Origin of the sequence: Accumulibacter sp. (assembly GCF_036625275.1) — a bacterium.
Lineage (GTDB): Bacteria > Pseudomonadota > Gammaproteobacteria > Burkholderiales > Rhodocyclaceae > Accumulibacter.
This window is the reverse complement of sequence record NZ_JAZKUD010000033.1, coordinates 1-19,626: the sequence shown is the minus strand read 5'-3', so window position 1 is coordinate 19,626 and position 19,626 is coordinate 1. Positions and strand designations below refer to the sequence as shown.

Genomic DNA, 19,626 nt, shown 5'->3' with positions numbered 1-19,626 from the left:
TGGAGGCCATGGAAATGGGCAGGCCATACCCTGGTGATCGGCGACCGCGTCTGCCCGACCTTTTTCCAGGGCTGGATCGTCGGCGAATCTTTAATGTGAAAGTCGCGTCAGCGACTCACGAATCTCCCCTCCCCCTCGCGGGGGCGAAGGCGGGGTTTCGCGGAGCACTGCTCCGCGCCGCCGCAGCCGGCCCGCGATGCAGCGCGGGCCGTGGAAGGGGTCGGGGGAGAGGGAAACGGTCATGACTTTCATGATCAAGGGTGCCTGAAAAAGTCATGACCGTTACAATGAAAAATTAGGGCGTGTCATCAATGACCAGATCCGCGATAATGGCGGACGAACCGGGTCGAGAAAGAGAACGGATGACCCCTCGGCATGCCCTGAGAGATGACCCATGGGACCGCATCAAGGATTTACGACCAGGACGGAAGGGGCACGTTAGGGTGATGGCTCAAAACAATCGCCTGTTCGTGGAGGCGGTGCTGTATCGGTATAAAACCGGCATCCCTTGGTAAGACGCAACGTTTCTATGACCAGCATCTGTACCAGGCGCGCCATCTGATCGAGAACTTCTTCGCTCGACTCAAGCAGTATCGCGCCATCACTACCCGCTACGACAAAACCGCGCGGAACTTCCTCGGTGCTATTCATCTGGTGGCATCCGTCGTTACTGTGAAAGTCGCGTCAGCGACTCACGAATCTCCCCTCCCCCCTCGCGGGGGCGAAGGCGGGGTTTCGCGGAGCACTGCTCCGCGCCGCCGCAGCCGGCCCGCGATGCAGCGCGGGCCGTGGAAGGGGCCGGGGGGAGAGGGGAACGGTCATGACTTTCATGATCGGGGGTGCCTGGAAAAGTCATGACCGTTTGGCTTAATTGATGACACGCCCTAGTCACCACGCTCAAGCAGGCAAGCCATGCCCACCATCAGCCAGTTCTTCGGGATCGTCATCCAGATGTTCTGGCGGGAACATGCCCCGCCCCACTTTCATGCGCTCTACGGCGAGTACGAAGCGCAGATCGACATCCGAACACTGGATGTCATCGTCGGCCACCTGCCCAAGCGCGCGCTGAACCTGACGATCAAATGGGCCATCGAACATCGTCAGGAACTCATGGAGGACTGGAATTTATGCCAAACAAGACAACCGACCAAGAAGATACAGCCGCTGGAGTAATTCCCGCGGCGCCCTGGCGGATTCGAGCGGTTACGGTGCTGCCTGATTACCGGTTGGCCGTGCGCTTCCGGGATGGGCGCAACGGAATCGTCGATTGCTCATCGATCAAGAAATCGAGCAATCCGGGCATCTACGGCCCGTTGCGCGACCCCGATTTCTTCACCCAGGTTCGGGTTGAACTCGGCGCCCTCACCTGGCCCAATGGTGCCGATCTCGATCCAAGTTGGCTGCATGCGGAACTGGCCGACAGAAAATCGTGGTCTGTCCCCTTTTAGGTTGCCCTTTTAGGTTGGTGGAGCGACCTTCTACGACTGCCTGGTCGAAGTCGAACGGGGGTAGCCGCAGGTCGGCCGGAAGGATTGACGGCCACCACGCTGCTCGGACAAACTCCCGGAAGTGCCCTCCTCCCCTCCCACACAAACACGTCGTGGAGGCCATGGAAATGGGCAGGCCATACCCTGGTGCTACGGCGCCGGATACTTGGAGGTACAAAATGCGCGTTTTTCAGATTCAGGATGATTGGGGGATGGCCAACCTCAAACTGGCCGATCGCCCGCAACCCCAGCCAGGAGCGGGACAGGTCCTGCTGCGAATGCTCGCCTCGTCGCTGAATTTCCGCGACCTGGTCGTTCCCGAGCGCGGATATGGCAGCTTTACCGGGACACTGCCGCTGATCCCGCTCTCCGACGGCGTCGGCGAGGTCGTTGCGGTCGGCCCCGGAGTCACCCGGGTGGCGGTCGGCGACCGCGTCTGCCCGACCTTTTTCCAGGGCTGGATCGCCGGCGAACCGGATCTTTCCCGCATGACCGGGTCGCTCGGTGGCCCGATCGATGGCACCATGGCGGAGTTCATGTGCCTGTCCGAGCAGGGCGTGGTCAAGGTGCCCGCCTATCTCAGCGACGTCGAGGCCGCGACGCTACCCTGCGCGGCCCTGACTGCCTGGAGTGCTCTGGCCACGCACGGCGCGGTCAAGCCCGGCGAACAGGTACTGATCCAGGGCTCCGGCGGCGTCGCGCTGTTCGCGCTGGCGTTTGCCAGGATCGCCGGCGCACGGGTCACCGTGATCTCTTCGAGCGACGAGAAGATCGAGCGACTCAAGGCGCTCGGTGCCGACGCGACGATCAACTACCGGACGACTCCCGAATGGTCGAAACCGGCGCGTGCGCTCACCGATGGTCGCGGCTTCGACCACATCGTCGAGCTTGGCGGCGAGAAAACCCTGCCACAGTCGCTGCGCTGCATTCGTCCCGGCGGCACCCTGTCGATGATCGGTGTGCTCTCGGGTTCCTCCCTGGCGACACCGCTCGGCCTGATCATCACCCGGCAGGTGCGTCTGCAGGGCATCACCGTCGGCCATCGCGACGGTTTCGAGGCGATGCTGCGGGCGCTTGAGCAGCACCGCGTGCCGGTGATCGTCGACCGGGTTTTCGAATTTCCGGCGCTCAAGGAAGCGCTGGCGTATCTGAAGAGCGGCGCACAGTTCGGCAAGATCTGCATCCGCCATGGTGATCGCAGTGGATAGGGGAACCGATATACTCTCCCGCCAGTGGGCTGGATTTCCCCTCTTTTTTGTGTTGTGGCGTCCCACATCGAAGGAGCCATCGTGAAGATCTTGTTTCTTGGTGCTGGCGGCGTCGGCGGCTATTTCGGAGCCCGGCTCGTCGAAGCAGGCGCAGACGTGACATTCCTGGTGCGACCGGCACGCGCCGAACGTCTGCGATCCGAGGGCCTGCGGGTGTACAGCCCTGACGGCGATTTCGTCGTTCCAGCAAGATGCGTCACCCGGGATAAGCCAGCGGACGACTACGACCTCGTTGTGCTAACCGCAAAAGCCTTCGACCTCGAGGATGCGATTGAATCCGTTGCCGCTTTCATCGCGCCTGCGACCTTCATCCTGCCGTTGCTCAATGGTCTTTCGCACATGCCCATGCTGGACCGTCGCTTTGGCGCCGAGCGCGTCCTCGGCGGCGTTGCCCAAGTGGCGGCCATGCTGGAAGCGGACGGTGCGGTACGACAACTCGCCCCGATCCATTCCCTGACCGTTGGCGGCCGAACGGCGGACACCCAGGCCATTGCCGCCCGCTTCGTCGAACTGTGCCAGACCGCAAAATTCAACGCCCGCCTGTCCCCGGACATCGTCCTGAGCCTCTGGGAGAAATGGGTCTTCATTGCCACCCTGGCCGGTATCACCACCCTGATGCGGGGCAGCGTCGGTCAGATCATGGCCACTGCCAACGGCGAATCGCTGATTCGGCAACTGTACGCGGAATGTCTGGCGGTGGCCACGACCTGCGGCATCGACATGGCGCCGGTAGCCCGCGACGCGGCCTTGAAAATACTCACCCAGCGCGGTTCGGCACTGACCTCCTCGATGCTTCGTGATCTGCAGGCGGGATTGCGCACCGAGCACCGCCACGTGCTCGGCGATCTGCTGGACAAATCGTTGGCAAAGGGACTGGACTCGCCGATACTGGCACTGGCTTTCAGCCAGATGGAAATCCGGGAATCGGAGTCTGCCGTCCGTCGTTGATGCCTGGGAAGGATCAAGGCGTCGATCGCACACAGCCAGCGGGCTCCTGCTGCACGCCCATCAGGTTTACTATGGAAGTCGTGAGCGACTCTCGAATCTCCCCTCCCCCCTCGCGGGGGCGAAGGCGGGGTTTCGCGGAGCACTGCTCCGCGCCGCCGCAGCCGGCCCGCGATGCAGCGCGGGCCGTGGAAGGGGTCGGGGGAGAGGGAAACGGTCATGACTTTCATCATCGGGGGTATCTTGCAAAGTCATGACCGTTTGGTAATCGGAGCCAGGCCACGGTTCTCGCTGCAGGCAAGCCGCATCCGTTCGGGCGCAGCGTCGAATGTCGCCTGCGGACAACCGAAATCGAGCCGGACCCCACCCGGCAGACCGCAATCGACGCCACTCGACAGAACGACGCCTGCGGCCCCGAAAAAGGCGGCGGGGTCGTCGACCCGATGATCGGCGTGCTCCCGGGCTCCTCCCTGGCGACGCCGCGCGGCCCGGTCATCACCCGGCAGCTACGGCTGCAGGGCATCTCCGTCGGCCATCGCGACCGCTTCGAGGCAATGCTGTGGGCATCTGAGCAACACCGCGTGCCGGTGATCGTCGACCGGGTTTCCGAATTTCCGGCGCTCAAGGAAGCGCTGGCGTACCTGAAAAGCGGCGCTCGGTTCGGCAAGATCTGCATCCCGCCATCGAGCGATCGTCCGGGGCGGCCAGAAGGCTTTGACGATCCGCTTCACCCGCCTGTTGCAAACCGTACTCTCCGGTGACCGATTCCCCGGCGTGCAATCGGTCCACCGGCAGGGTCTACGCGCGCCTGACATCGATGTGGTACAGGCCCCAGGGACACAGCGCGAAACGCTCCTGCAGCGGCTTGTCCCAGAAAGGGGCGATGGTATCGGCGTCGAACACCGCCCACTGTGGCCCCAGTCCGCCGAGGGCCAGCGGCTGGCCGTCGAGGTGAGTGGCAACCATCATCCGGTAGCTGCCTGCATCTGCCCGACTCACCACCGCCTGGTATCCGTCGACAGCGCGCAGACCGAGCAGCACGGCACCATTGGTTCCCGCCCCGGCGGCCTCGAGCACGGTTTCGAGCAGCGGGCCGGACAGCGCATGAACCCGTCCGTCGTACTCCAGGGTCGGCCTGATCGACACCGCGGGCAGGCGCTGCAGAGCGGGCGCGTCGAAGGTGAAGGCCTTGACGAACCGAATGCCGTGTTTGGCCATCATCTGATCGAACGCCGGATCGAACGGACCCCGGTTACTCCGGTGTATCTCGCCGCTGACCGTCAGCAGAACCGGACTGGATACGGCCGCGTTGGCGGTGCGGGCCAATCCGGCGGACAGCAAACCCATCATGGCGCTTGCTGAAAGGAAATCGCGTTTGTTCATGAACCGCTCCCAAGGCGTCAAACAAAGATGAGCTGCACGACGAGCAGACTTAACTGCTGATATACATTTTCTGGCGGCCTGTCGGACTTGAGCCCTGAAAATCCGCCAAGTTTCACCATCCGGAATGCAAAAGCCGGATTTCGTCGATGTTCCGGCTTTTTCGACGGGTTTCTCCTCGCTTTTCCCTATCGAGCCCCTCGTGCTGTCGCCATCGACCAGAATCGCCAGCAGGGTCGACGGAGGGTATGCCTTTGATCCCACCCCGCGTATCGTCGCGTCAGCTTCGACAGGTCAAGTGGGTCACCCCCTCCACGATGAAGCGGGCCGCGGGATTCTGGTTCAACCAATCGTCCAGTGACCGCAGCAGCCACAGGGAGTCGATCTGGCGACTCGTAAAAATCTGTCCTCGCCTCCCACTGATTTCGCTTCGACTCATCAAGCCCGGTGGCTGCTAGGTGGCGAGCCAGAGTTCGGGCAGGTCGTCGGCGCGCCAGTAGCGAGGGATCCACGGCGGCGGCGGCATCGGATGCTCCTGGTCGACGACTTCGACGAAAGCGAGCGGCAGCGGCCCGCGGCCACGCAGACGCGGCCGACTGATTGCGGCGAATGGCGCGCCAGCCGGGTCGATCCCGGCGAGGTCGAGCGAGAACCAGCGCTCGCCGTCGGCCCAATACCAGCGCAGCGGGCGGCCGCTCGCCGCGTCCCAGACGCGCAGCGAGCCGTCATCGCCGCCGGAGAGCAGGCGGCGGCCGTCGGGCGACCAGGCGACGCTCATCACCCTGGCCTGATGCCCGGTGAGGGTGGCGAGCAGCGCGCCGCTCTCGGCGTCCCAGACGCGTAGCGAGCCGTCATCGCCGCCGGAGAGCAGGCGGCGGCCGTCGGGCGACCAGGCGACGCTCCTCACCCTACCCTGATGCCCTTCGAGGGTGGCGAGCAGCGCGCCGCTCTCGGCGTCCCAGACGCGCAGCAAGCGGTCACCACCGCCGGAGAGCAGGCGGCGGCCGTCGGGCGACCAGGCGACGCTCGTTACCCCGCCCTGATGCCCTTCGAGGGTGGCGAGCAGCACGCCGCTCTCGGCGCCCCAGACACGCAGCAAGCCGTTCAACATAACATCGGCACCACCGGAGAGCAGGCGGCGGCCGTCGGGCGACCAGGCGACGCTCGTCACCCCGCCCTGATGCCCTTCGAGGGTGGCGAGCAGCGCGCCGCTCTCGGCGTCCCAGACGCGCGGCGAGCCGTTCAACATAACATCGGCGCCGCCGGAGAGCAGGCGGCGGCCGTCGGGCGACCAGGCAACGCTCATCACCCCGTACTGATGCCCTTCGAGGGTGGCGAGCAGCGCGCCACTCTCGGCGCCCCAGACGCGCAGCGAGCCGTCCTCGTCGCCGGAGAGCAGGCGGCGGCCGTCGGGCGACCAGGCGACGCTCCTCACCCTGCCCTGATGCCCTTCGAGGGTGGCGAGCAGCGCGCCGCTCTCGGCGTCCCAGACGCGCAGCGAGCCGTTGAACATAACATCGGCGCCGCCGGAGAGCAGGCGGCGACCGTCGGGCGACCAGGCGACGCTCCACACCCCGCCCTGATGCCCTTCAAGGGTGGCGAGCAGCGCGCTGCTCTCGGCGTCCCAAACGCGCAGCGAGCCGTCATCGCCGCCGGAGAGCAGGCGGCGGCCGTCGGGCGACCAGGCGACGCTCGTCACGCAGTTCCGATGCCCTTCGAGGGTGGCGAGCAGCGCGCCGCTCTCGGCGTCCCAGACGCGCAGCCAGCCGTCCTCGCCGCCGGAGAGCAGGCGGCGGCCGTCGGGCGACCAGGCGACGCTCGTCACCCAGGCCTGATGCCCGGCGAGGGTCGCGAGCAGTGCGCCGCTCTCGGCGTCCCAAACGCGCAGCGAGCGGTCACCCCCGCTGGAGAGCAAGCGGTGGCCGTCGGGCGACCAGGTGACGCTCGTCACCCCGCCCCACACCCCGCCCTGATGCCCTTCGAGGGTGGCGAGCAGCGCGCCGCTCTCGGCGTCCCGGACGCGCAGCGATCCGTCATCGTCGCCGGAGAGCAGGCGGCGGCCGTCGGGCGACCAGGCGACGCTCGTCACCCCGCCCTCATGCCCTTCGAGGGTAGTGAGCAGCGCGCCGCTCTCGGCGTCCCAAACGCGCAGCAAGCGGTCATCGCCGCCGGAGAGCAGGCGGCGGCCATCGGGCGACCAGGCGACGCTCGTCACCCCGCCCTGATGCCCTTCGAGGGTGGCGAGCAGCGCGCCGCTCTCGGCGTCCCAGACGCGCAGCGAGCCGTTCAACATAACATCGGCGCCGCCGGAGAGCAGGCGGCGACCGTCGGGCGACCAGGCGACGCTCATCACCTCGCTTTGATGCCCTTCGAGGGTCGCGAGCAGCGCACCGCTCTCGGCCTCCCAGACGCGCAGCGAGCCGTCATCGCCGCCGGAGAGCAGGCGGCGGCCGTCGGGCGACCAGGCGACGCTGTTAATGGAATCGGTGTGACCGAGAGCGATCGTCGTCTGCAGACGCGCCGCGGGGTGGGTGGGTGGGAGCGGCAGATCGGGGTGTTCGGCGCCCGGCGCCGTCGCGCCTTCGAGCAGCGCGCCGGCGAGTCGCGGCTGACCGCGACTCGCGGCGAGGCGTGCGGCGCGCAAATCGGCGTTCGTCAGGTCGGCGCCGGTGAGGTCAGCGCCGGTCAGCCGGGCGTTGCGCCAGCTCGAGCCGACGGCGTGCGCATTCACCAGCCGGGCGCCGGCGAGGTCGGCAGCGTCGAAGCGGGCGTCGGCGAGTTCGGCGTCGGCGAGAGTCGCCTGCGCCAGCCGGCAACGGCGGAAACTCGCAGCGCCGGCGTCAACGCCACTGAGGTCGGCGCCGCTGAGGTCGCCGTCGTCCCAAACGCTGTGGCTCAGGTCGGCGCCGGCAAGGCGTGCGCCCGGCAGCGCCAGACCGTCGCCGCGGCAGCCGGCGAGTTCGAGGCGCGCGGGTGCCTGCGGCAACCAGGCGTCGAGTTCCTTGGCCAGCGCCCCGCCCGACGCAAGACGGTGGCCGGCGATCCAGTAGGCGAGCAGGTAGGCGTTGCGCCGCGCGCGCGCTGGTTGAGCGGAGTCGGCGAGCAGGCGCGCGACGCAACGCCGCGCGTAGTCTATGCCGCCCGGCGGTGGCGCTGCAGCGAGCAGGTCGGCGATGAAGCCGGCGAGTTCGCGGCTCGGCAGCGGCCCGGCGAGCTGCGCCGCCAGCGCTTGCGCGGCTGCGGTTTCGTCGGCACCGGCGTGCAGCGACTGCAGCAAGGCGCGCGCGTAGAAAAATTCGAGAAAGCTGCGGTGCGAGAAGCCGTAGTAGCCGTCGGGCGTGCGCGAGAGGAAAGCGGCGGTACGCAGTTCGACGTCGAGGACGACCGCATCGTGCCCGCCGCGCAATTCGCCACGCATGCTGATCAGCGCGTAGAGGTCGGCGTGGTGGATGCGCTGGCCTTCACGCCGCCACAGTTCGACCGCCAGCGTTTCGAGCACCGCGCGCAACTGCTCGCTGCTGCATTGCCGGTCGGCCGGGCGGATTGCCGGGTCCTCGAGCCAGCGGTTGGTGTAGCGCAGGTAGAGGGCGCCGGCGCTGACCGTCTGCCCGGAGCGCAACAGCTCGGGCAGTGAGTCGATGATCATTTCGAGCAGTTGCGGCCGGTCGGCGAGCCCGCGCAGATGGTAGATGCACTCGATCGCCCGCCAGGCGCGCTCGCTTTCGCGCGCGCCGAGCCGGCTCTGCAGGTACTCCTGGATCTGCGTGTCGGTAAACCGCGGCAGCACGTCGATCGTGCCGTCGAAGCCGCGCGCCGCCTGTTCGAGCGCCGCCAGCCGGTCGCTTTCGCCGCGCATCGCCTGTAACGCTTCGCCGTGCTCGCGGAAGAACTGCTCGCGGCAGGTGACGAGCACGCGGTTGCCGCGCGCACCGTCGCCGGCGCTGCCGGTCGGCTGCGCGAGCATGCGGAATTGTTCGACGACATTGCGGTGCGCCTGGCTGATCCCCATTTCGTCGAAGCTGTCGAAAAGCAGCAGCACGCGGCCGCGCGCCAGCAGGTGAAGGAAGATCGCCGGGTCGCGCCGCTCGCCGGTCGATCGGTGCCAGTGCTCGTGCAGGATGTCGCCGAGGCTGGTCTTGTTCGGAAAGTCGCGCAGGTTGATCAGCAGCGGCACGACCGCTGTCTCGCTGCCGCCGCCGAGCGCCTGCTGCGCCAGCTCGTAGGCGAAACGGCGGGTGAAGGCGGTCTTGCCGGTGCCGTAGTCGCCGAGCAGCACCCACAGCCGGCTGCGCTCGCCGTTCGCCCAGGCGACCGCGTAGTCGAGCAGCGGCAGTGGCGTTTCGTGGCCTTCGGCCTGCACCTGCTGCGCAACGTAGTAGCGGGCGAGCGTGCTGTGGGCGAAGTCGGCGAGCAGCCGGTTGAGGTAGGGGGCAAAGTCGATCAGCGCGCGCTCGAGATCCTCGGGAGTGAAAGCGCGGATGCCGGCGGCTTTGGCTGCCTCGATCGCCTGTGGACTGAAGCGGCGACCGACGATCATTCCGCGCGCCTGCAGCGCGCGCGCCTTTTCGCGGCTCAGCCAACTGGCGAGCGTGTCGACGACGGCGGTACCGACCGCATCGCGTCGGTCCTTGCATTCGACCAGATAGGTGGTTTCGTCCAGACCCTGGCGGAGCGTCGCGATGAGGTCGACGCGGTTGCCGTCGAGCGTCTGTTCGGGTTCGACGCGGTAGCCGAGCAGGCGCAGCAGGTCGGCGACGCGCTCCTCGAAGCGCTTGCCCTGGCCCGGACGCGCGCGCGGGTCGGCGGGGTTGAGGCGCCGGTAGTGCTCGGGCCGCTGCTCGGCGGCAAGTGCTTCGGCGGCGTTGTCGCGCGCGATCGCCTCCTCGATGTGCAAAAGCTCGCGGCACAACGCGCGGTACTGATGAACCACCGGCGAATCGGTCTCGCCGATCGCCAGGATCGCTTCGCTGCGCCGCAGGTCGCTGCGCTCGGGGATTTCGATCAGGCTGCCGGCGGCGAGGTCGAACTCGCGCTCCCAGATCGCGCGCAACTGGCGCTTGATTTCCGGCCCTTCGTCGGGGATCGGCGAGGCGACGAGGCGGATTTCCAGCGGGCGCAATGCCGGCAGTTCGCCCGTTACGGTGCCAACTTCCTGCGCTTTCTGCCGCCGGCGCGAGTCGTCGGCGTGCGCGCGCAGTCCTTCCCAGACGCCTTTCAGGCCGCCGGTGTTCTGCGCGCCGTAGTTGCCGACAAGGACGGTGACGTCGGGCAGCAGCGCGGCGAGAAAGCCGCCGACGTCGGTGATGCCGGTGCGTGCATCGAGGATCAGGTAACGGAAGTCGTGCGCCGTGCACAGGTGGCCGAGCAGCGCGCGCAGCATGGCCAGGCCAAGGTCGGGGTCGTCGACCAGGAAGCGCGACCAGTCGACCGCCTGGTAAAGCTGCGCCGGGTTGGCATGGGTGGCGTGCGCCGGCAACAGGAACAGGCGGTCCTGCTTCTCGGCCGGCAAGGCGCAGCGAGCGAGCGCGTCGAGGTCACGCGCGCTTGGCGGGTCGAAGTGGCGTTTTTCCTGCCAGTCGAGCAGCCATTCGAAAAGGCCGCCGCGGTTTTCGCGGCTGGTCGACAGATCGGCGATGCGGTGCAGTCCGGGCGCTTCGAGGTCGAAGTCGCAGAGCAGGGTCTTGCCGTGCCGCGCGAGCAGGACGGCGATGTTCGCCGCCAGGACGGTACGCCCGACGCCGCCCTTGTAGCTGTAGAAGGTGACGGTGAGCGCCATCAGGGACAGGGACCGAGAAGCGAGGCGCCACGGCGCGACCGCTTAAACGATTGTTCGGCGGCAGCCCTCTTTGGCTCTGCGTTGGTCCACTGGCCGGCCGTGCGGACGACGCGCTGGCCGTTTTCGCGCCCGCGTACCACCAGCCCGGCGGCTTCGGCCAGCGACAGCAGCTGGCTGACTCGCGACCGGCTGAGAGCGAGGCGTTGCGGCAGTTCGCCGACAGGCAAAGGCTGCGGTGCGGCGGCGCGTAGGGCGTCCCTGAGTTGCGGCATGTGCGCGCGGCTTTCGATCTGCGCCGGATCGTGCCGGTCGTGCCGGTGCGCGCGCGCGGCGAGCAGGTCGGCGAGCGCGTCCCAGCGGTAGTAGAAAGCTTCGACCGTCGGCCGCAGCGTTTCGCTCTGCGCGGCGAGCGGCTGAATCAGCTGCACGCGTTCGAGCAGGCTGTGCAGCTCGGCCCAGCCTTCGCGGTTGGCCGGCGCCGCCAGTGCGTCGCTGACCCACTCGGTGGCGATCGCGTCGACCCAGTGCAGACTGCGCTCGGTCCACTGTGGCATGGCCTGCACGGCGTCGAACAGCGCTTCGGGATCGTCGGCGTCGGCGCTGCGCAGCGGGTTGACGGCGTTGAGGTCGATTGGCGGCATCGGTTGTCTGGGCAGGGAATTTCGCTAAAGTTGACTAAACTGGATGCGGCATGTTTTTAACTAGTTTAGTTCACTTTGGCCCGCGTGCGCCAATCCAGATTTCGCGAGCGGCGCTCAACAGCTCGGGAACAGCGGATTCTTCACCTGCAGGGTGCTGCCTCCACTCGCGACCGCCTGTTCGCCTCCGTCAGCGCGGAGAAAGCCGGGTGCCGAAGCGTCACACACGCGTTGCCCATGCTGATTTGCGAAACTCGGTTCCTGATTGGCGATCAGCGAACGGATGCCACGCCGAGAGTCGTGTTCTCGCGCGCGCTCGCGGTGCCGCTTCAGCGTGTGCGCCTCGTCGCCGTAGCTCGGAACCAACAGCCAATCGGGGGCGATCAGGTTCCACACCGCTTCGACTTCGGGCGCCGAGGCGTCGCTGAAGTCCTTGCAGATGGCGACGCCGACCAACCCGAGCGGCGTCAGAAAGACGGTGATTCGCCGGCTGGCGACGATCCCCTCGACGCGCGGGTAATCGCCTTGCCCGTTTCTGCCATACGAGAATTGCGTCAGCTTGGCGTGGCTCGGCTGCGGCGTGCCGTTGCCGGTGAATACGCGCGCGCTGTTACGCCACTGGCCATCCGCGCACTCGTGAAAGCTGCCGGGAACTGCGAGCAGCAACTGCCGGGCGGGGTTACTGGCGAGAAGTCGGCCGACTTCTTCCTGCAAGAGCGGGGGAACGGTCAGTTCGGGAGCGACCCAAAACCCGATCGCGTCCGAGCGACACGTATTCAGCTCCTGCAGCAGCCGTTCTCGCCGGCACGTCGCGTCACTCAGACCGATGGCGCGGAACGAGGGGCTGGCAGGGGATTCCTCGATCTGCAGGATAACTTCGTCATGGAAATGGCTGAGACGGCAGGAAACGTGTTGCCGGAATGCCGAGGGGACGAACCGGAGCGGGACGATGTGGACGGTGAAGTGACTGGCGCCAACCGGCAGTGTCTGCGGGATGACCGAATGATAGCGGCACCAGGCACCGATGTTCGGCGACTGAATGCTCGCCGACGTCTGACGGGCAAAGCCGCGGCGAACCAGCGCGTAGGTGACACCGCCGATGTCCAGCGTTGGCACGCCCCGGTACCCATCCCTGGAGTACTCGTGCAAGTGACGGTCGAGCGCGGCGAGCAGGGCAAGCGGATGGTCGTTGGCAGTTTCCAGGCTGAGCGCAGCCCCGTCGATCTGTCGCCCGAGAAATGTTTCGACCTGCGCAGGATTCTCCGATGGAAGCGCTTGCTGCCAACGGCTCGCCTGCTGCTCGTCGTCGACCGTGGCGATCGCCATGACCCACAGTCGGATCAGTGCGTCCTCGAAGTGACCGCTGTTGATTGCGCTGACGACGCGTTGCATGCCCTCGTTCCGATGCCTTTTTCCAGCCGTGACGACCCACTCCTTGCCAATGCGCGCGACCCGATCATGCCCAGAGCAACTTCTCGGCCGGCGAAATAAGATGCTACTCCAAATATGACTAACCGCCTGTCGGACTGGATGAGTCGAAGCGAAAAAGCGAGAGGATGCGTGCCCGTCGTCACCTGCCGGAGCGGATTGCCCCCGGCAGGTGACGACGGGCACTGGGCAGACCGAATCCAGAGGACTTTTCGCGAGACTCCTGGAACAAATCTGGAGATTGACGCCGCTTGGTGGGCGCTCATGTTCTCACCGTGGGGGGGTGGATTTCCTATCCTTCGGGCACCGGCATCAACACCTGTCAAATTCCGGTAGTCGAAGCCGCACGGTTCTCGCTGCAGGCAATCCGCATCCGTTCGAGCGCAGCATCGAGTGTCGCCTGCGGACAACCGAAATTGAGCCGGACCCAACCCGGCAGACCGAAATCGACGCCACTCGACAGACCGACGCCTGCGGCCTCGAAAAATGCGGCGGGGTCGTCGACCCCGAGACCGCGCGCGTCGATCCACGCCAGGTAGGTTGCTTCGACATGGCTCACGGCCAGGCCGGGCATGCCGGCCAGGGCAGCTTCGACACGATCGCGATTGCTGCGTAGCGCCTGCAGCAGGGCGCTGCGCCAGTCCTCGCAGTCGCGGTATGCCGCTTCGGTCGCCGCCAGACCGAGGACATTGACGTCCGGTACGATGCCGCGCGCGGCAGCGATGAAGCGCCGGCGCAAGGTGGCATCGGGAATCACCGCAAAAGCAGCGCCCAGGCCCGGAATGTTGTAGGTTTTCGACGGCGCCATCAGGGTGATGCTGCGATTGGCCAGGTCGGCATCGAGCATCGCCAGCGGCAGATGCTGCCGGTACTCGTCGAGGATCAGGCCGCAGTGGATTTCATCGGAGCAGACGAGCAGGTCGTGGCGTTGGCAGAATGCGGCGATGGCTTCGAGTTCCGCACGTTCCCAGGCCCGGCCAACCGGGTTGTGCGGATGGCAAAGCAGCAACAGGCGGCTGCTGGGCGTCAGCGCGGCTTCCAGCGCCGCAAAATCCCAGCTCCAGCGGCCATCGCTCTGATACAGCGCGGCGCTCGCCAGCCGCCGGCCGGACAAGCGTGGTGCAGAGAGAAAGGGAGGATAGACGGGCGTCGCCGTCAGGACATCGCCGTCGACGCTCCGGCAGGCGACGTTGAGGCCGCAGACCAGACCGGGCAAGCACACCAGCCAGTCGGCCTCGACCCGCCAGCCGTAGGCGCGCCACAGGTGCCCGAGAACGGCGTCGTAGAGTGCCGGCGATGGCACGGCGTAGCCGAAACAGCCTTGCGCGACGCGCTTCTCGATGGCCGCGACGATCGCCGGCGGCGCGGCGAAATCCATGTCCGCAACCCATAGCGGCAGCACGTCGCGACCGGCGTATTTGTTCCACTTGAGCGAATCACCGCCGCGGCGGTCGATGACATGGGTAAAGTCGAAACCGTTCACCGGCAGGCCCAGAGTCGGGACTTCAGACTTCGAGGTGAGCGTAGAGTGCGGTCGACAGGTAGCGTTCGCCGAACGAGGGAATGATCACCACACTCAGCTTGCCGGCATTTTCCGGCCGCCGCGCGACTTCGAGGGCGGCCCAGACGGCCGCGCCCGAGGAAATTCCCACCAGCAGCCCTTCTTCGCGCGCCATCCGGCGAGCGATGTCAAAAGCGTCGTCGGCCTTGACGCGCAGCACTTCGTCGTAGATCGCAGTGTTCAGGACCTTGGGGACGAAACCGGCGCCGATCCCCTGAATCGGATGCGGTCCCTTGACCCCGCCCGAGAGCACCGGCGACGCGTCGGGTTCGACAGCGATGACCTGCACGCCGGGTCTTCTGGCCTTGAGCACTTCGCCGACGCCGGTAATGGTGCCACCGGTGCCGACGCCGGAGACGAAGATGTCGACCTGCCCGTCGGTATCTCGCCAGATCTCTTCCGCCGTCGTCGCGCGGTGGATCGCCGGATTGGCCGGGTTCTCGAATTGCTGCGGGATGAAATAACGGGCATCGGCGGCAGCGAGTTCCTCGGCGCGGCGGATCGCGCCAGCCATGCCATCGGGCCCGGGGGTCAGTACCAGTTCGGCACCATAGGCTTTGAGCAACAGGCGGCGTTCGCGGCTCATGGTTTCCGGCATCACGAAGCAACACCGGATGCCGCGCGCCGCACAGACCATCGCCAGGCCGATGCCGGTATTCCCGGAAGTCGGTTCGAGAACGATGGTTTCCGCGCTGATCTTGCCGGCGGCCTGCGCGGCATCGATCATCGCTGCAGCGATACGGTCCTTGACGCTGTGCGCGGGACTGTAGAACTCGAGTTTGACGACGACGGTGCCGTCAATTCCGGCACCGAGACGGTTGAGTCTGACCAGTGGCGTGTTGCCGATCAGGTCGGTGACATTGTTGGCAATGGGCATGGCGAAATCTCCTCTGAAAGATGACTAGGCAAGAAACAGTTTGTACGCCGGGTTATTGCTTTCGTTCCAGTACGCGTAGCCGAGTTTCGCCAGAAAATCCTCGAAGTCGCCCATCTCGCTCGGCGGCACCTGCATGCCGACCAGCACGCGACCGTAGTCGGCGCCGTGGTTGCGATAATGGAAAAGGCTGATGTTCCAGCCGGCGCTCATGCGGTTGAGAAAGTTCATCAGCGCGCCAGGGCGCTCGGGAAACTCGAAACGATAGAGGATCTCGTGCTCGATTTGTGGCGAGTGCCCGCCCACCAGATGACGGATGTGACCCTTGGCCATTTCGTCATCGGTCAGGTCGAGCGTCGGATAGTCGTGCTTGCGCAGATGTTCGAGCAGCCGCACCGATTCGGCGCGCGATGCGACCTGGATGCCGACAAAGACATGCGCATCACGCTGGTCGTTGTAACGGTAGTTGAACTCGGTGATGTTGCGGGCGCCGATCAGCGCAACGAAGCGCTTGTAGGCGCCAGGCCTCTCCGGCAAGGTCACGGCAAAGACGGCTTCGCGCTGCTCGCCGATCTCGGCCCGCTCGGCGACAAAACGCAGGCGGTCGAAGTTCATGTTGGCGCCGGATGCGATTGCGATCAGCGTCCTGTCCTTCAGTCTGTGCGCCTTGGCATAGGCCTTGGCACCGGCCACGGCCAGTGCGCCGGCCGGCTCGAGCACGGCTCGGGTGTCTTCGAAAACGTCCTTGATCGCCGCGCAAATCGCGTCGGTATCCACCAGCACCATTTCATCGACGTAGCTCTGACAGAGGCGGAAGGTTTCCTCGCCGACATACTTGACCGCCGCACCATCGGCGAACAGACCGACGTGATCAAGTCGGACGCGCTGGCCGGCTTTCAGCGAGCGCGTCATGGCATCGGCGTCGACGGCTTCGACCCCGATGATCCGGGTCTCCGGCCGGACCCGCTTGATGTAGGCGGCGACCCCGGAAATCAGACCCCCACCACCGACGCAGCAGAATACGGCATGGATCGGCTTGGCATGCTGGCGCAGGATCTCCATGCCGATCGTGCCCTGCCCGGCAATCACTTCGGGGTCGTCGAAAGGGTGCACGAAGCTCAGCTTCTCGCTTTTCTCGAGTTCCAGAGCGTGGGTGTAGGCGTCATCATAGCCCTCACCGGCGAGCACGACTTCCGCACCTCTCGCCTGCACCGCCTGTATCTTGATCTGCGGCGTCGTCGTCGGCATCACGATCACCGCCCGGCAGCCCAGCCTGGCTGCCGCCAGCGCCACCCCCTGGGCATGGTTGCCGGCAGAGGCGCAGATCACGCCGCGCTTCAGTCGCTCGGCCGAGAGATGGGCGATCTTGTTGTAAGCACCGCGCAATTTGAAGGAAAAAACCGGCTGCAGGTCTTCGCGCTTCAACAGGATTCGGTTGCCCAGCCGCGCCGACAGGCTGGGTGCGAGGTCCAGGGGGGTTTCAATCGCGACGTCGTAGACCTGCGCGTTGAGAATTCTTTCGAGATAATCCGTGGGCATGGCAGCAGACAAGAGATCCTTGGGTCAAGCGCCCGATTCTAGCAGCAGAAACGGTGTTTGATGGGCAAACCATTGATGTCGGGTGTGATTGAAAGTTCAATCGCCCCCCCGGCGGCACGGAAAATGACATCCGCCCTCCTCCCCGGCATAATCACCTCCTCGACCTGCGGGAGGGAACCATGAAACGACTGATCGCCCTGGCGGTCTTCGCACTCGGTCTGGCCGGGGGCACCTCGGCCGACGAGATGGCGCCACCGGTGACTTACGATGCGCAAGTCTGCGAAGCGCATCTGCGCACGCATCACGGCGACGCCGACAGGGGGGTGCGGCACGCGGCGATGGCGGCGGAGCTGGTCGAGTATGTGCGCCTTTCCGAGGAGGCGCTGGCCATGCGTGCCGGTGCGATCCGGCTGTATCGCGAGCTGAAGGCGAAGACCGATGCCCGGCAGCCGCTCAGCGGCCACGACCTGAAGCGCCTCAACGAAGGCGCCGCGCGCTTGCTGGCGCAACGCAGCGCGCTGCTGCGCATCGCCGAGGCGCACGAGTGCTGGGTTTATGCCGCGCTCCCCGACGACCACGAGGAGATCGCGCTGCGCGCCACCGGCGTCGCGATGTCGCTGTCGGCTGCACTGCTCCTCTACGACAACTACCTGCTGGCGATCGCCCCCTACCGCCAGGATCACGAATTCCGCCAGCACTTCAACCGCGCTGACGCCGGCTTCAATATCGACGCCGGTACGCTGAACCGCATCGCAATGAACTACGGCTCGGTGGATAACCGGGGGCGCACACGCAACGCGCTGGAGTGGTGGACGCGGCATGGTGCCACGCTCTCGCCGACGCCGTTCGAGCACTACGAATATCTTTCCCGTTCGATTGCGCAGAGCCCGTCCTTGCATCTCGTGCGCCAGGCGAACCTGTTGCGCGATATCGGCAAGCCGTTCGCGCTGCTCGGCACGCTGACCATCGACGGTCTGTTTTCGCTGAAGAACGAGGGCACCAACCTGACCAGCCTGCTCTTCGGCAACGCCGTCGGCCTCGTCGAAACGCGCCGTGGCAAGCTGTACGGGCGGCAGGAGATCGCCAGCCATGTCGCCGGCACGCTGCGCGCCGGCGACATCCTGGTCGAGAAGACGCCGTTCCGGCTGACCGACGTTTTCATCCCCGGTCACTGGGGCCACGCGGCGATCTGGATCGGCAGCGCGGCGGAGCTGCGTGCATTGGGCATCTGGGAGCATCCTGTCGTGCGCCCGCACCACGCCGCGATCCGCGCCGGGCGGGGCGTCGTCGAGGCGCTACGCTCGGGCGTCGAGATGAATTCGCTGGCGCATTTCCTGAATGTGGACGATCTCGCGCTGCTGCGGCACGAAACGGGCGAGGCAAGCCATACGGCGCGGCAGGCGGAAATCGTCCTGCACACGCTGCGCCAGGTGGGCAAGGCCTACGATTTCAATTTCGACGCCGAGACGACACACCGGATTTTCTGCTCGAAGCTCGTCTATCTGGCTTATGGCGATCTGCAGTGGCCGACCTCGCGCATCCTCGGGAAAACCACCGTCAGTCCGGACGACATCGCACGGCGCGCCATCGGCGACGGGCCACTGGCGGTGGTGCTGCTCTATCACGACGGCGAGGAAATGCCGGAGCCACGCCGACAGATGGAACGGCTGATCAGGCCGGAACGGCTGGCGCGCCTGCAAACCAGGCGTACCGAATAGGTGGCTGACACGGCCGGCCGGGTGACGGAGAGGGTCGGTCGGCCCCCAGTGCTGTTGAATTCAGCCTGTGCGATTCGTTTGGCTTTATCGATCCGCCATTTGTTGATGGGTTTTTTTGGGTACGCGGGGCTGCGAAGGCCGTGGCGCTTTAGGCCGCTAGTAGCGCACACGGGCAATCTCGGTGAGGACTTCGCGGAATATTTTCAGAGCCTGTTCAGGGCAACGGGGCGTCAAGACGAAAGTTTCTTGGCAAGATCAATTCCAAGCGTTACGATTTCCAGGATTTCCCCTCCTGGGCATTGAGATGAGTTGGCAAACCCCATCTTGGCACTTCGTTGCCGCTTCGCGCGAGGCTTTCGCCACGCGCTCCGCTCGGCACGGGGAAGTCCCTTTCATTCGTTAGCGCTCATCATGGTGTTGCGCGGGCTATTTTCGGCACTATTGCTTGTCCCAAGCCTATTGTCTTTCCTTTTCGGGACGTATATCGCGCTCAATACAGAGTCTCCTCCAATCATGCACCGTCTTCATAACACTGCATTAGTTGAGGAAGCATCTGCTTTCGTAAACCACCATGCCGCTCATTATGGCCGCATGCCCACGACTGAAGAATTCGACTTATGGGCTATTCGCAGATGGGGAGAAAATTTCTACTTCAGTTACTCCAGCCCTTCAAACGCTTCTCAAACGAATTACACGTTTGAATTTCTGGAGGGTGGTTGTAGGGTTAAGTGGAGGCCTGACTTATCCGGCATGGTAGAGGTCTCGGAGGCCGACTACTTTCTTGCGGGAAGTCAGCTATCCGACTTGCTCCTATTCTTCGGCATTGGCTTAGCAACATTTCTTGTTGCCGTAGTTCTTGTGATATAGGCGGAAGTGGGGGTCACACCCCCCTGTGTCAGACTAGTTGTCGCCTCGATAGGATCTGAAACCGGGGGCAATAACGAGGTGAGGAAATGGCAAGATACGGACAAGTGATGAAGGATCGGGTGGTAGCGAAGCTGTTACCACCGGA

At 65.5% G+C, this 19,626-nt stretch carries 14 protein-coding genes and 1 pseudogene; 8 read left to right on the top strand and 7 right to left on the bottom strand.

All coding sequences use genetic code 11. The features are described 5' to 3' along the window. Window positions 1-362: 362 nt before the first annotated feature. The 7 genes and pseudogenes from V5B39_RS11995 to V5B39_RS11965 form a co-directional block, all read left to right on the top strand. Window positions 363-512 (top strand): annotated as a pseudogene (locus V5B39_RS11995) (IS5/IS1182 family transposase); the annotation flags it as partial. Beyond that, a complete protein-coding gene (locus V5B39_RS11990) occupies window positions 460-858 on the top strand; it encodes a transposase (protein WP_332343143.1) in 399 nt (132 codons plus the stop codon). The pseudogene V5B39_RS11995 and the gene V5B39_RS11990, both read left to right, overlap by 53 nt. Before the next feature lie 54 nt (window positions 859-912). Next, entirely contained in the window at window positions 913-1,173 is a 261-nt protein-coding gene (locus V5B39_RS11985; protein ID WP_332343127.1) for a DUF4160 domain-containing protein, read from the top strand. Continuing rightward, on the top strand, window positions 1,128-1,448 hold the full coding sequence (locus V5B39_RS11980) for a DUF2442 domain-containing protein (protein ID WP_332343126.1): 321 nt from the start codon (window positions 1,128-1,130) through the stop codon (window positions 1,446-1,448). The genes V5B39_RS11985 and V5B39_RS11980 overlap by 46 nt, the downstream gene beginning before the upstream one ends. A gap of 218 nt (window positions 1,449-1,666) precedes the next feature. Next, window positions 1,667-2,695, top strand: a complete 1,029-nt coding sequence (locus tag V5B39_RS11975) for a zinc-dependent alcohol dehydrogenase family protein (protein WP_332343125.1) — start codon at window positions 1,667-1,669, stop codon at window positions 2,693-2,695. An 81-nt stretch (window positions 2,696-2,776) separates the two neighbouring features. Continuing rightward, window positions 2,777-3,703, top strand: coding sequence for a ketopantoate reductase family protein (locus V5B39_RS11970; protein ID WP_332343124.1), 927 nt, complete (start codon window positions 2,777-2,779; stop codon window positions 3,701-3,703). Between the two features lie 440 nt (window positions 3,704-4,143). Continuing rightward, window positions 4,144-4,461, top strand: a complete 318-nt coding sequence (locus V5B39_RS11965; RefSeq protein ID WP_332343123.1) for a hypothetical protein — start codon at window positions 4,144-4,146, stop codon at window positions 4,459-4,461. A 37-nt stretch (window positions 4,462-4,498) separates the two neighbouring features. Here the strand turns inward: V5B39_RS11965 and V5B39_RS11960 are convergent, their stop codons facing one another. From V5B39_RS11960 to ilvA, 7 genes are all read right to left on the bottom strand, one after another. After that, window positions 4,499-5,083, bottom strand: a complete 585-nt coding sequence (locus tag V5B39_RS11960) for a molybdopterin-dependent oxidoreductase (protein ID WP_332343122.1) — start codon at window positions 5,081-5,083, stop codon at window positions 4,499-4,501. 451 nt (window positions 5,084-5,534) lie between these two features. Continuing rightward, window positions 5,535-10,856 (bottom strand): KGGVGR-motif variant AAA ATPase, encoded by a 5,322-nt coding sequence (locus V5B39_RS11955; RefSeq protein ID WP_332343121.1) that lies wholly within the window; start codon window positions 10,854-10,856, stop codon window positions 5,535-5,537. Continuing rightward, a complete protein-coding gene (locus tag V5B39_RS11950; protein WP_332343120.1) occupies window positions 10,856-11,497 on the bottom strand; it encodes a hypothetical protein in 642 nt (213 codons plus the stop codon). The genes V5B39_RS11955 and V5B39_RS11950 overlap by 1 nt, the downstream gene beginning before the upstream one ends. A 114-nt stretch (window positions 11,498-11,611) precedes the next feature. Beyond that, the gene (locus V5B39_RS11945) at window positions 11,612-12,886 is read right to left on the bottom strand and encodes a hypothetical protein (protein ID WP_332343119.1); all 1,275 of its coding nucleotides are present in this window, start codon (window positions 12,884-12,886) and stop codon (window positions 11,612-11,614) included. A gap of 358 nt (window positions 12,887-13,244) precedes the next feature. Beyond that, window positions 13,245-14,411 carry a MalY/PatB family protein gene (locus V5B39_RS11940; RefSeq protein ID WP_434735689.1) on the bottom strand — a complete coding sequence of 389 codons (1,167 nt, stop codon included), beginning with the start codon at window positions 14,409-14,411 and terminating at the stop codon, window positions 13,245-13,247. Between the two features lie 16 nt (window positions 14,412-14,427). Continuing rightward, window positions 14,428-15,360, bottom strand: coding sequence for a cysteine synthase A (gene cysK, locus V5B39_RS11935; RefSeq protein WP_332343117.1), 933 nt, complete (start codon window positions 15,358-15,360; stop codon window positions 14,428-14,430). A 24-nt stretch (window positions 15,361-15,384) separates the two neighbouring features. Then, complete coding sequence (gene ilvA, locus V5B39_RS11930; protein ID WP_332343116.1) at window positions 15,385-16,896, bottom strand: threonine ammonia-lyase, biosynthetic; 1,512 nt, start codon at window positions 16,894-16,896, stop codon at window positions 15,385-15,387. Between the two features lie 179 nt (window positions 16,897-17,075). Between ilvA and V5B39_RS11925 the strand changes: the two genes are divergently transcribed. After that, window positions 17,076-18,614: a YiiX/YebB-like N1pC/P60 family cysteine hydrolase gene (locus tag V5B39_RS11925; protein ID WP_332343115.1), complete on the top strand. Its 1,539-nt coding sequence runs from the start codon at window positions 17,076-17,078 to the stop codon at window positions 18,612-18,614. Window positions 18,615-19,626: the final 1,012 nt, after the last annotated feature.